The sequence below is a fragment of the Streptomyces sp. iso_384 genome (assembly GCF_056172905.1).
Genome location: NZ_JBWBTT010000001.1, coordinates 3,182,204 through 3,194,760 on the forward strand (window position 1 = coordinate 3,182,204; position 12,557 = coordinate 3,194,760).

Consider the following 12,557-nt stretch of genomic DNA (forward strand, 5'->3'; position numbering starts at 1 on the left):
GGGCGGCCGGGACCGTACGGTCAACCGGGGGAGGCCCCGCCGGAACGCCACGCCTCCGCCAGTGCGGCGACCCCGCAGGCGATGTCGCCGGGGGTGAGATGGGCGTATCCGAGGACGAGCGGCACGGTGCCGTCCTCGGAACCGGCCGCTCCGCAGTCGCGCAACGGGCGCAGCGCGATGCCCGCCCCGGCCGCCCGCTCCAGGAGGACATCCTCGGGGCCGTACCGCGCGGGCAGCCGGGCGATGATGTGCAGCCCTGCCGCGATGCCGCTGACCGCCGTGCCCGGGAAGTGCTCGTCGAGCGCGGCCACCATCGCGTCCCGGCGTTCCCGGTAGGCCCGTTGGCAGCGCCGCAACTGCCGGTCGTAGCCGCCGCGCACGATGAAGTCCGCCAGCACGGCCTGGTCGATCACCGGGTTGCCCAGATCCATGGTCCGTTTGCGGGCGACGATCCGCTCGGTGAGCGCGGCGGGGGCGACCAGCCAGCCGAGCCGCAGACCGGGAGCCAGCGACTTGCTCACGGATCCGGTGTACACGACCCGTTCGGGATCCAGCCCCTGCAAGGCTCCCACCGGCGCCCGGTCGTACCGGAAGTCCCCGTCGTAGTCGTCCTCCATGATCACGGCGTCCGTGTCCCGGGCCCACCCGAGCAGCTCACCGCGACGCCGGGCGGAGTATCCGATTCCGGTGGGGAACTGGTGCGCGGGCGTGGTCACCACCGCGCGTACGCCGGAGCGCTTCAGGGGGGCGAGGGCCAGGCCGTCGTCGTCGAGGGGCAGCGGGACCGTACCCAGACCGGTCGCCGCGAACAGCGACGTGTGCTCCGGGCTGCCCGGATCCTCCACCCCGACCGAGGCCACGCCCTCGTCCCGGAGTACGAAACCGAGCAGCGTCGTCGCCTGGGCGACCCCCGAACAGACCACCAGACGCTCCGGATCGGCGACCACGCCCCGACGCCGGGCGAGCAGCCCGGCCAGCGCCTCGCGCAGCTCCGGCAGCCCGCGCGGGTCGGGGTAGCCCAGCGCGCCGTGCGGCAGCCGCCCGAACGCCGTCCGCTGGGCGGTACTCCACGCACCGCGCGGGAAAAGCGACAGATCGGGGGTGCCGGGCCGGAAGTCCACCCGCGCGCCCGGCGCGCGCGGCGCATGGTCACGTGCGGGACGCACCGCCGCGCGTACGCCCTCGCTCACCCAGGTGCCCGCACCCCGCCCGCTGCGCAGATAGCTCTCCGCGGTCAGCTGCTCGTACGCCTCGGTGACCAGTCCGCGCGACACCCCCAGATCGGCCGCGAGTTCACGGCTGGAGGGCAGCCTCGTGCCCGCCGCGAGGCGGCCGGAGCGAACCGCCTCCCGCAGCGCGGACCGGAGTGCGCGCCCCCGCCCGCGCGCCGGAGCGGCAGCGGCGGGCAGCAGCAACTCCCAAGCCGGAGAGAGGGAACCGGCATGCCCGCTTCCTGCGCCGTGGCCGTCCGCCGCGCGCGTGGGCCGCCGGTCCGGATTGGTCCCCGAAGACGTCATGGAAGTGGACCTTAAACCGGTCCGCCGCCGACCCTAGCGTCGGGCCCATGAACGCAACCTCTCTGCGCGGGACCCTCCTCGCGGCCCTCGCGTGTGTGCTGGTGGGGGCATCCTTCACGGCCAACAGCGTCCTCGGCGACTACCCGTTCGCGGGTGGCCAGGCCCTCCGATACGGTCTCGCCGCGCTCCTGCTCGTCCCGTTCCTGCGGCGTGACCCCGACTCCGCGGCGGTCATGCTCCGGCGTCTCACCCGCCGCCAGTGGGGGCGGATCGGGCTGCTCGCCGCCGTGGGCATGGTCGGATTCAACCTGGCGGTCCTGGCGGCCGGACAGTCGGCGGAGCCAGCTGTTCCGGGCGTCTTCGTGGGCTGCGCGCCGATCGTGGTCGGCGTACTCGTCCCGTTGCTGGACGGTCGTCGGCCGTCCCGCGTCACGCTGTACGCGGCCGGACTCGTCGCCGTCGGGGCGTTCACCGTGCAGGGCTGGGGGCGCACCGACCTGGCAGGGGTGCTGTTCTCGGTGGGTGCGCTCGCGGGCGAGGTCGGCTTCGCGGTCCTCGCCGTTACGGTACTGCGGCCGCTCGGCCCGAAACTGCTCTCCGCGACGGTCTGCGCCGTCGCCGCCGTCGAATCGGTGCTGCTCGGTCTGCTGCTGGACGGCGGCTCGTTCCTGCGGGTCCCGGCGGGTGGCGAGACGGCTGCCCTGCTGTGGCAGGCCGCTGTCGTCACCGTGATCGGATTCGTCTGCTGGTACAGCGGGATGCAGCGCATCGGAGCTGAACGCGCCACGCTCTTCTCCGGCCTGATCCCGGTCTCCGCAGCCCTGACCGCACCACTGGTCGGGGCCGGGACGTACGGCCTCGCCCAGGGCGCGGGAAGCCTCCTGGTCGGTGCCGGTGTGGCGTACGGCTCGGGCGTCATCGGCCGGCGCGGGGGCGCCGGAGCGCGACTCTCCGGCAGTGTGCCGGCGCCCCGGCAGGACGGCTCAGCGGCTGGTGTCCAGGATGACGCGGGCAACGAGCGCCGGGTCGTCGTTCATCGGGACGTGCCCGCAGCCGGGCAGTCGCACGAGCCGGGCGTCGGGGATCACCCGCCTGGCGCGGACTCCCTGCCGGCGCAGCAGGATCCGGTCGCGGGTGCCCCAGGCGACGGTGACGGGTATGCCCTTGACGTCCTCGTCGAAGGAGGCGCCCCGGCCGACCTCCAGCGTCCGGTGAAAGCCGGTCGCCGCGCGCAGGGCGAGCGTCTCGGCGACGACGGCCTCCGGTGAACGCCTGCCGGGCCGGGCGTAGATGGTGCTGGTGAGAGCCGTCCGTCCGGTCGCGCTGCGCGACAGGCGCTCTATCAGCGGCACCGGCAGGGCCAGCGCGCTCCGGCGCATCGTCCGCAGGGTGCCGAAGGCGTAGCGCCGCTCCGCCTCGGTCCAGAAGCCCGCAGGGGACAGCGCGGTCACCGACCGCGCCAGCCCGGCGCGGCCCAGTTCCAGCGCGTGCATGCCGCCCAGTGAGTTCCCGGCCACATGAGGGCGGTCCAGGCCGAGTTCGGCACAGAAGGCCCCGTACACCGGACCGACGGTCCCGAGATCATACGGAACTCCGTCCGGCAGCGCTGGCGAAGTGCCGAAGCCGGGCAGGTCCACGGCGATCACCTCGCGTTCGGCGGCCAGGATCCGGGTCACCGGGTCCCAGGCCTGCAGATGGTGCCCGATGCCGTGCAGGAGCAGCAACGGTTCGCCCGAGCCGGTCCGTTCGTACGCGACCGAGACCGGACGGGGGCCGTCGGCCGTTGCGACGGTGAAGGAGACCGTGGTGGTCATGCTGCTCCCTGAAGTGGGTAGACACATCGTCAACAACAATTACCGCCGGGTAGCTTGGAGTTCAAGGGGCCGGGCGATTCCCGCTGGACAGCGGGTGGCCCGTGGGCTGGGATGGAGCGATGACCGCCGACGCCGCGACCGAGCTCTTCGAAGAACACCGGCCCGTTCTCACCGGTGTCGCCTATCGCATGCTCGGCCGCATCGCCGACGCCGAGGACGTGGTCCAGGAGGCGTGGCTGAGGTGGTCGGCGGCGGCGCGCGAGGACATCCGGGAGCCGCGCGCCTTCCTGGTGCGGATCACCACCCGGCTGGCCATCGACCGGCTCCGGCACCTGCAGTCGCGGCGGGAGTCGTATCCGGGGCCCTGGCTGCCGGAGCCGGTGGTCACGGACTTCGGCCCGGCCCTGCCCGACACCGCGGAACGCGCCGTCCTCGCCGATTCCGTCTCGCTCGCCGTGCTGGTCGTCCTCGAATCGCTCTCGCCGCTGGAGCGTGCGGTGTTCGTGCTCCGGGAGGCCTTCGGATTCCCGTACGCCGAGATCGCCACCGCCCTGGACCGCACCGAGGCGGCCGTCCGGCAGCTCGCCGGCCGTGCCAGGCGGCATGTGGAGGAGCGCAAGCCGCGCTACGACGTGGACCCCGCCGAGCGGCGCGACCTCACCGAACGCTTCCTGGCCGCCGCCTCCGGAGGCGGTATCGAGCAGCTGCTCGCGCTGCTGGCCCCCGACGTCCGGCTCGTCAGCGACAGCGGAGGCAAGGCGAAGGCGCCGCGGCGGATCATCGAGACCGCCGACAAGGTCGGTCGCTTCCTCTTCGCGGTGGCGGGCGACGTCGCCCCGGACGGGGAAATCCGCATCGTGGAGATCAACGGTGGACCCGCCGCCGTCTACTTCGTCGGCGGGAAGCCCGACGCCGTCTTTCAGATCGAAGTCAGCCAAGGTGTCATTCAATGCGCCTATATCATTCGTAATCCGGACAAGCTCTCCGGAGTGTCCGCCGCATAGTCACATGCACCACCGGCCGCCTCGGCCCCGCAGGTCCGCTCCGTTCCTGGTCAGAGCCCCGCCGTCCGCCGCGATGGCGGGGCTCTGTGCTGCGTGCGCCTCACGGCGCCGCGAACGTCGTGTGAACGCTCTGCGCCAGAGTCCCGTTTCGTTCCGTTACGGAATAAGTATTGGTCTTGACCAAGGGGGTATGCCGTCCTAGGGTCTCCACTTAAGACAGGAACCTTTAATAAATAACGTCGCGGAAAAAGACGCTGGGCGATTGCGGAGGACAGGGTGGGGACCACGCAGCTGGAATCGGTTCAGGAGCCGAAGTACTGGCACCTCAAGACCGTGCTGAGTGAGGCACTCGACTCGGACTTTGCGGTGGGGGAGATCCTGCCCAACGAGCGGGACCTCGCGGCGCGGTTCGGTGTCGCGCGAGCCACTCTCCGGCAGGCCCTGGAGCAGCTCGAACTCGAAGGCAGACTGCAGCGCCGCCGTGGAGTCGGGACGACTGTCGCCCCGCCGCGCGTGGGCATCGCCGTCTCCACCGCCCAGCACGAATGGACGGGCGGTGTCAGCGGCGAGGCCTGGCAACCGGTCGACAGCACCATGGACAAGGCCCCGGCGGCGGTGGCCGTCATGCTCGGAACGGACCCCGCCGAACCGGTCCACGTGGTGCGCCGTATCCGTGACACCCAGGGGCAGGCGGTAGCCGCGGAACTCCTCTACATCCCCGCCTCCTCGGTGCCCGATCTCTCCGCCATCGAGGCCCCGTCCGGCCCCGTCCGGGCCCGCAGCGTGCTGCGCGAGCTGCACCGGCTCGGCCTGCAGGGCCAGGACCGCTCCGTGGAGCTCGGTTCCGCACGGGCGGACGACGCCAAGGAACTGGACCGGCTCCCCGGCGCCCCCGTCCTCGTCGTCACCACCCGCTACTTCACCGCGGACGGCACGGCGGCCGTGTCCGTGGCCACCTACCGCGCGGACACCTGCCGGCTCACCTTCGGGGACTCCGGCGCACTGGAGATCAGCCACGACGAACAGCCGGAGCGCCAGGCATCCTGACGCCACCGGCCCGCTCGCCCCACGCCCGCCGATTTCCGAGGACTCCGGCCCTCGGAAGCGGCGGGCGCGCGCTTTCCCCGGGATCTCCCCGTGGGAGGCCGGCGGGCGGTCAGCGGCGGGCGGTCACAGCCCCTTCGACGGCGAACAACTGCTCCTCGACGTGGTCCAGGGCGAGCCGCAGCGCGCCTGTCGCGACGGCGGCCTCACCGAGCAGCGACAACGTCACCCGGGGCGGACGCAGACAGTAGCGGGCCAGCTCCCGGCGGAGGGGTTCCAGTACTCCGTCAAGCCCGGCGGCCCAGCCGCCGACCACGACCAGTTCCGGGTCGAGCGCCAGGACCAGTGCCGCCACATCGTGCACCAGCCGCTGAAGGAACCGCTCGACCGCCGCCTCGGCCCCCGCATCGCCCTCCCGGGCCTTGGCGAACACCGCGGCCACCGCGGGCTCGTCCAGCGGGTCCAGCGGCGTGTCCGTCGTCGACAGCAGATGCTCCGGCGTCACATCCCTGCCCAGCAGGTGCAGAGCGCCGATCTCCCCGGCGGCCCCGCCGAACCCCCGGTGCAGACGCCCGCCGATCAAGGAACCCGCGCCGGGGCTCAGCCCCGCCAGCACGAAGACCACATCGTCGGACTCGGTGGCCGCGCCCTTCCAGTGCTCGGCCACCGCGGCGGCGTTGGCATCGTTCTCGACGAGCACCGGGCAGCGGAACGAACGGCGAAGCCGCTCCCCGAGCGCGAGCCCGGTCCAGTCCGGCAACGCCGTACCCAGCCGCACCGTGCCGTCGGCCTCCACGATTCCGGGGCTGCCCACGCCGACCGCACGCAGACTGCTCCGGGCCACCCCGGTGCGCCGCAGCACATCCGCGATGACAGCCCGGACCTGGTCGAGCCGGTCATCGGCGCAGGCGGTCTCCGACACCGCGCGGGAGCCGGCCCCGACGATCCGGCCGTCGAGCCCCGAGATGAGCGCGGACACCCGGTGCGGGCCGATCTCCACCCCGAGGAGGTGACCCGCCTCGGCCCGGAAACGGAACCTGCGGGCAGGGCGCCCCTGGCGTCGCGCCTCACTCTCGTCGGGCACGGCCTCGACCACGAGCCCCGCTTCGAACAGCCCCTCGACAACCCCTTCGACCGTCGGCCGGGACAACCCGGTGATTCGGGTCAGGTCCGTCAGCGTCGGCGCGCCGGCCCCCCTGAGCGCGTGCAGCACTACCGCGGAATTGATCCGTCGCAACAGGGACGGGTCCCCACCGGTCAGCCGGCCCACGGTATGTCCTCCCAGCTCGTGCGCATGTCTGCCGGATCGTACTCGCTGGCCGGGACCCCTGCGACCAGCGAGGAAAGCCGGTACCGAGCCGCAACCTGGGTCACCCCGGAGCGACGAATCCGGACTCGTAGGCGGCGATGACCGCCTGCGTGCGGTCCCGCGCACCCAACTTCGCCAGGACCGAGCTGACATGGGACTTCACCGTCTGGATCCCGACGACGAGGTCGGCCGCGATCTCCGCGTTCGACAGCCCTCGGGCCATCAGCCGGAGCACCGCTGCCTCCCGGTCGGTGAGTGCCGCCCGATCGAGGGCGGCCCGTGCCTTGTCCGTCCCGTACTCGGCAGCGAGCTGCCGGACCGCCGCCGGAAACAGCAGCGATTCACCCTCGGCCACCAGCCGCACGGCGTGCACGATCTCCGCGGGCCTGGCGCGCTTGAGCAGAAAGCCGTCCGCCCCCGCCCTCAACGCCTCGTACACGTACTCGTCGTTCTCGAACGTCGTCACCACCAGGATCTTCGGAGGATCCGGCACCGTACGCAGCACCAGCCGGGTCGCCTCGATGCCGTCCATCAGCGGCATCCGCACATCCATCGCCACCACGTCGGGCCGCAACCGGTTCACCAGGGGGATCACCGCGGCGCCGTCCGCCGCCTCACCCACCACCTCGATATCGAGCTGGGCCTCCAGCACGGCACGCAGACCGGCGCGCACCAAGGGCTCGTCATCGACCAGAAGAACGGTGAAGGGCATCCGACCAGCGTATGCCGTCCAGGGGGAGGCTCACGCGCACCCGCCACTCACCCTCCCGCGACTCCGTCCGCGCCTTCCCGCCCAGCAACGCGGCCCGCTCCCGCATACCGCGCAGTCCACTGCCGCTCCCCGGCAGGCCGGCCGTCCCGGACAGCGGGTTGACCACCTCCAGCTCCAGCCGCTCGTCGGCCACCGTGATGCTCACCCGGACGGGAACCTGTCCCGCGTGACGGAGCACATTGGTCAGGCTCTCCTGAAGAATCCGATACCCCTCCCGTGAAACCGGCGCCGGGACCAGGCCGAGATCCCCGGACACCCGTGCATCCACCGTCGCCCCGGAACTCCTCGCGGACTCCAGCAGCCGCTCCGCCTCGCCCAGCGTCGGCCGCCTGCTCACGGGTGTGCCGGATTCGCGCAGCACCCGCAGCACCCGCTCCAGGTCCTCCAGCGCATCGCGCCCGGTCTCCTCGATGGCGGCCAGCGCCCGCTCCGTGAACGCCGGATCGTTCGCCGCCCGCGCCGCTCCGGCCTGCACCACCGCCACCGTCAGCGCATGGCCGATGGAATCGTGCAGCTCGCGAGCCATGCGATTGCGCTCCAGCAACTGCTCGGTCAGCTCCTCCAGCACACTCAGCCGGTCCGTCGGCGAGGGACCCAGCAGCCAACGGGCGGCAGCCGTACTGAGCCGGCCCCCGAGCACCACGAGAACGAGCAGCGGAACGATCGGCAGCGGTGCGAGCAGCACGTTCCACCAGTGCGGGTTCAAACCTTCGACCAGCCCGCCCGGAGGCCTGCCCGTTGCCGACAGGACGAGCTCGATCGAGGCCACGGGCAACCACAGGGCCAGGATCGCGGCGGCCGATATCAGGAGCCGTAGCTCCAGCCAGAGCACGGTCCGCCACCGCTCGGCCCAACTGGCCGAGGAAGCCACCGCGATGGAGGCGTCGGGCTGCCCGCGCTCGGACGGAGTCAGCAGCAACTGTGCCTGCAGGCCCTCCTCGAGACGCATCGCGGGTATGAGGCCCACCGGCACCGCGAAGAGCAGGGGCATCCAGAGTTGGTCGGAGATGAAGAACCACACGCTGGCAGCGGCGGCCGGAATGAACATGTGCAACCAGCGGCTGTAAGTGACCGCGCTGGTCAGCGGGGTGAGAATGCGGTGCATGTCCTCATCGTCCCAGCGGGCCGAGCGCACCGGCTCCCCCATGAGAGGGAGACGAACCCCGCTGGCGGGGGAAGCGGCGCGCCCGCCGCACCGGCCAGTCTCGAAGACATGACCAGCATCGACGTCCACGAACTCACCAAGGAGTACGGAACCACCCGTGCGGTGGACCGCCTCAGCTTCCGCGTGCGACCGGGCAGGGTCACCGGATTCCTCGGCCCCAACGGCGCCGGCAAGTCCACGACCATGCGTCTCGTTCTCGGCCTGGACCGGCCGACCGGCGGCTCCGCCACGATCGGTGGGCAGCCCTACGCGGAGCTCCCCGAACCGCTGCGCACCGTCGGCGCCCTGCTCGACGCCCAGGCCGCGCACGGCTCACGCACACCGCGCAGCCACTTGGCTGCACTCGCCGCGAGCAACGGCATACCCATGTCGAGGGTGGCGGCCGTGCTGGAGGAGACCGGACTCGGCGATGTGAGCAACCGGCGCATCAAGTCCTTCTCCCTCGGCATGCGTCAGCGTCTCGGGATCGCGGCCGCCCTGCTCGGCGACCCGCGGGTGGTCATGCTGGACGAGCCGTCGAACGGGCTGGACCCCGAAGGCGTCATCTGGATCCGCGAACTCATGAAGCGACTCGCCCGCGAGGGCCGGACGGTGCTGGTCTCCAGCCACCTCATGAACGAGACCGCCTCCTTCGCCGACCACCTCGTGGTGCTCGGCCGAGGCCGCCTGCTCGCCGACATGCCGATGAAGGAGTTCCTCGACTCCCGCAGTCGCCCCCGTGTACGCCTGCGCACGACCGAACCCGGCAGGCTCCGCCCGGCACTGACCTCCAGGGGGCTGACCGGGATACAGGCCGAGGACGACCGCTGGACGATCGACGGCGTCACAGCGGAGGAGATCGGCGCGATCGCCGCCGACGAAGGCATTCCCCTGCTCGAACTGGGCGATGAACGGGCCACGTTGGAACAGGCCTACCTCGACCTCACGGCCGGCGACACCCCCTTCGCCGCATCGACCACCCGCGACCGCACGGAGGCGTGAACATGACCCTGACGGCAGTACTCCACTCCGAGTGGATCAAGATCAGATCGATACGGTCGACCTACGGCTCCCTGATGGCCGTCTTCGCCATCACCCTCATCGTCACCGTGCTCGTCCTCGGGACCGTCGGCCAGGAGCAGGCGGAGCGGGCCGGATCCGACGCGGTCCTCAACGCCTTCTTCGCACTGAACTTCGGGCAGATCGCGGCCGTCGCGTTCGGAGCGACCGCGGTCTCCTCGGAGTTCCTCAACGGAGCCCTGTGCATGTCGCTCGCCGCGGTTCCCCGCCGCTCCCTCTTCTACGCGGCGAAGATGACGGCGATCGGCGGGGCGGCGCTCGTCATCGGGCTGGTGACCAGCTTCGCGGCGTTCCTGGTCGGTCAACTCTTCCTGGAGGAGCACGCGATCGGCCTGGGGCACCCGGGTGTGCTGCGCGCCGCCATCGGAGGAGGGATCTATCTTGCGCTGATGGCGCTGCTCGCGGCAGGTCTCGCGGCACTCATGCGCAGCGCGGTCGCGGTGCTCGGTCTGCTCATACCGCTCCTTCTGATCGTCCCCTTCGTATTCGTGGACGTCGCCACCGCGGTGGTGCGATTTCTGCCCGATCGCGCCGGGCAGGCGGTGCTGCACCAGAATCCGGGAGACAGCCTGGGGCCATGGACGGGCCTGGCGGTGGCAGCCGCGTGGGCGGCGGCAGCGCTCCTGGCGGGCTGGTGGGCGGTCCGCAACCGGGACGCGTGAGGCCCCAACCGAAAGGGGGCGGCGGGCTCGGTTCAGTCGGTGAAGGCGGGGCCGGGCGGCCGACTCGGCTCAGTCGGTCAGCGCCGGGCCGGCGGTCGGTCGGCCCGGCCGGGAGGGGCGGGTGAACACGGCGTCCCGGAGGCGGGCGTACTCCTCGGCCATGCTCTGGACCGTCCAGTGGGCGTTGAGGCCGCTGGGGTTGGGGAGAGCCCATACGTGGGCGCCGCCGACCGTGCGGTCCTGGGGGCCGATGTGGGCCCGGGGCTCACCGAAGGCTGTGCGGTAGGCGGTGATGCCTACCACCGCGAGCCACTGCGGGGCGAACCGTTCGACCTTCGCCGTCAGAGCGGCCCCGCCCTCCCGGAACTCGTCCGCGCGGAGCTCGTCCGCCCGGGCCGTGGCCCGCGCCACCACATTGGTGATGCCGAGCCCGAGGCCGAGCAACTCGCTCTGCTCCGAAGGACGCAGCTGCCGGGGCGTGAAACCCGACCGGTGCAGGACTGGCCAGAACCGGTTTCCCGGGTGGGCGAAATGGTGGCCCGTCGCCGCGGTCATCAGGCTCGGGTTGATGCCGCAGAAGAGCACGCGCAGACCGCCCGCGGCCACATCGGGGACGATGCGGTCACGGGCGGCGCTCAGCTCTTCGGGGGTCATACGGCGGGGGCGGTGCCGGTCAGAGGATCGAGCCGGGGGTGTAGTTCGCCGCCTCGGGGTGCTGCTTGGTGATCTCCTCGATCCGGGCGACGAGCGACGAGACCTGGTCGCCGGCGGCACCCGTGAACGAGAGCTTGTCGGCCATCAGCTCATCCAACTGCGCGCGGTCCAGCGGGATCCGCTCGTCCGCGGCGAGCTTGTCGAGCAGTTCGTTGCGCTCGGCACCCTGCTCCCGCATCGCGAGGGCGGAGGCGACCGCGTTCTCCTTGATCGCCTCGTGTGCCAGCTCGCGGCCCACCCCGGCCCGGACGGCGCCCATCAGGACCTTGGTGGTGGCCAGGAACGGAAGGTAGCGGTCCAGCTCGCGTGCCACGACGGCGGGGAACGCGCCGAACTCGTCCAGCACCGTCAGGAAGGTCTCCAGGAGGCCGTCGAATGCGAAGAACGCGTCCGGGAGCGCCACCCGGCGCACCACGGAACAGGACACGTCCCCCTCGTTCCACTGGTCGCCCGCCAGCTCACCCGTCATCGAGGCGTAGCCGCGCAGGATCACCATCAGACCGTTCACCCGCTCGCAGGAGCGCGTGTTCATCTTGTGCGGCATCGCGGACGAGCCGACCTGGCCGGGCTTGAAGCCCTCGGTCACCAGCTCGTGGCCGGCCATCAGCCGGATGGTCTTCGCCACCGAGGAGGGCGCCGCGGCGAGCTGCACCAGGGCGGTGACCACGTCGTAGTCGAGCGATCGGGGGTAGACCTGACCGACAGAGGTGAACGCCTCGGCGAAGCCGAGGTGCCCGGCGATGCGCTGCTCCAGGTCGGCGAGCTTGTCCGCGTCGCCGCCGAGCAGGTCCAGCATGTCCTGCGCTGTGCCGACCGGGCCCTTGATCCCGCGCAGCGGGTAGCGGGAGAGAAGGTCCTCCAGGCGGCCGTAGGCGACCAGCAGTTCGTCGGCCGCAGTCGCGAAGCGCTTGCCCAGCGTCGTCGCCTGCGCGGCGACGTTGTGGGAGCGGCCGGCGATGACGAGCTCGCGGTACTCCGCCGCGAGCTTGCCGAGCCGGGCCAGTACGGCCACGGTGCGGTTGCGCATCAGCTCCAGCGAAAGGCGGATCTGAAGCTGCTCGACGTTCTCCGTCAGGTCCCGGGAGGTCATGCCCTTGTGGACCTGCTCATGACCGGCGAGGGCGTTGAACTCCTCGATCCGGGCCTTCACGTCGTGCCGGGTGATCTTCTCGCGCTCGGCGATCGAGGCCAGGTCCACCTGGTCCAGCACGCGCTCATAGTCGGCCAGCGCCGCATCGGGCACCTCGATCCCGAGGTCCTTCTGAGCGCGCAGCACCGCCAGCCACAGCTGACGCTCCAGCTTCACCTTCTGCTCGGGGGACCAGAGGACAGCCAGCTCCGCCGAGGCGTAGCGGCCGGCCAGGACATTGGGGATGCGAGGCTTCGCAGACACAGCAGTCACGTGGACGGATTCTACTGGCGGTTTGTGCAGGCCAGCGACGCGCCCTGCTTTGTGGCTTGCTACGAAGGCGCGGAGGAGCGGAGGAGTGGATGTGG

11 protein-coding genes and 1 pseudogene are annotated in these 12,557 nt (G+C 71.6%); 5 read left to right on the top strand and 7 right to left on the bottom strand.

Annotated features, from left to right (window positions below):
* Positions 1-20: 20 nt before the first annotated feature.
* Positions 21-1,517 carry a MocR-like pyridoxine biosynthesis transcription factor PdxR gene (gene pdxR, locus AC0VY3_RS14145; RefSeq protein WP_475549715.1) on the bottom strand — a complete coding sequence of 499 codons (1,497 nt, stop codon included), beginning with the start codon at positions 1,515-1,517 and terminating at the stop codon, positions 21-23.
* Positions 1,518-1,564: 47 nt separating this feature from the next.
* Here pdxR and AC0VY3_RS14150 point away from each other — a divergent pair.
* A pseudogene (locus tag AC0VY3_RS14150) lies at positions 1,565-1,978 on the top strand (EamA family transporter); the annotation flags it as partial.
* A 522-nt stretch (positions 1,979-2,500) separates the two neighbouring features.
* Here AC0VY3_RS14150 and AC0VY3_RS14155 read toward each other — a convergent pair.
* Positions 2,501-3,331, bottom strand: a complete 831-nt coding sequence (locus AC0VY3_RS14155; RefSeq protein WP_103513139.1) for an alpha/beta fold hydrolase — start codon at positions 3,329-3,331, stop codon at positions 2,501-2,503.
* 119 nt (positions 3,332-3,450) lie between these two features.
* Here AC0VY3_RS14155 and sigJ point away from each other — a divergent pair, with 119 nt between their 5' ends.
* Both sigJ and AC0VY3_RS14165 read left to right on the top strand, forming a co-directional pair.
* Complete coding sequence (gene sigJ, locus AC0VY3_RS14160; protein ID WP_103513138.1) at positions 3,451-4,335, top strand: RNA polymerase sigma factor SigJ; 885 nt, start codon at positions 3,451-3,453, stop codon at positions 4,333-4,335.
* Positions 4,336-4,611: 276 nt separating this feature from the next.
* Positions 4,612-5,382 (top strand): GntR family transcriptional regulator, encoded by a 771-nt coding sequence (locus AC0VY3_RS14165; RefSeq protein WP_086777065.1) that lies wholly within the window; start codon positions 4,612-4,614, stop codon positions 5,380-5,382.
* A gap of 109 nt (positions 5,383-5,491) precedes the next feature.
* Here AC0VY3_RS14165 and AC0VY3_RS14170 read toward each other — a convergent pair whose 3' ends face one another.
* From AC0VY3_RS14170 to AC0VY3_RS14180, 3 genes are all read right to left on the bottom strand, one after another.
* Positions 5,492-6,649, bottom strand: coding sequence for an ROK family transcriptional regulator (locus tag AC0VY3_RS14170; RefSeq protein WP_103513137.1), 1,158 nt, complete (start codon positions 6,647-6,649; stop codon positions 5,492-5,494).
* Positions 6,650-6,749: 100 nt separating this feature from the next.
* Positions 6,750-7,400 (bottom strand): response regulator transcription factor, encoded by a 651-nt coding sequence (locus AC0VY3_RS14175; protein ID WP_475549716.1) that lies wholly within the window; start codon positions 7,398-7,400, stop codon positions 6,750-6,752.
* Complete coding sequence (locus tag AC0VY3_RS14180) at positions 7,372-8,565, bottom strand: sensor histidine kinase (protein ID WP_475549717.1); 1,194 nt, start codon at positions 8,563-8,565, stop codon at positions 7,372-7,374. The genes AC0VY3_RS14175 and AC0VY3_RS14180 overlap by 29 nt, the downstream gene beginning before the upstream one ends.
* A gap of 108 nt (positions 8,566-8,673) precedes the next feature.
* On the opposite strand from AC0VY3_RS14180, the gene AC0VY3_RS14185 reads away from it, so the two are divergent.
* Together AC0VY3_RS14185 and AC0VY3_RS14190 are read left to right on the top strand one after the other, a co-directional pair.
* Positions 8,674-9,606: an ABC transporter ATP-binding protein gene (locus AC0VY3_RS14185; protein ID WP_475549718.1), complete on the top strand. Its 933-nt coding sequence runs from the start codon at positions 8,674-8,676 to the stop codon at positions 9,604-9,606.
* A 2-nt stretch (positions 9,607-9,608) separates the two neighbouring features.
* Positions 9,609-10,346: an ABC transporter permease gene (locus tag AC0VY3_RS14190; RefSeq protein WP_475549719.1), complete on the top strand. Its 738-nt coding sequence runs from the start codon at positions 9,609-9,611 to the stop codon at positions 10,344-10,346.
* A 69-nt stretch (positions 10,347-10,415) separates the two neighbouring features.
* Here the strand turns inward: AC0VY3_RS14190 and mug are convergent, their stop codons facing one another.
* The gene (gene mug / locus AC0VY3_RS14195) at positions 10,416-11,000 is read right to left on the bottom strand and encodes a G/U mismatch-specific DNA glycosylase (protein ID WP_103513133.1); all 585 of its coding nucleotides are present in this window, start codon (positions 10,998-11,000) and stop codon (positions 10,416-10,418) included.
* A 19-nt stretch (positions 11,001-11,019) separates the two neighbouring features.
* The gene (gene purB, locus AC0VY3_RS14200) at positions 11,020-12,462 is read right to left on the bottom strand and encodes an adenylosuccinate lyase (protein ID WP_181011148.1); all 1,443 of its coding nucleotides are present in this window, start codon (positions 12,460-12,462) and stop codon (positions 11,020-11,022) included.
* Positions 12,463-12,557: the final 95 nt, after the last annotated feature.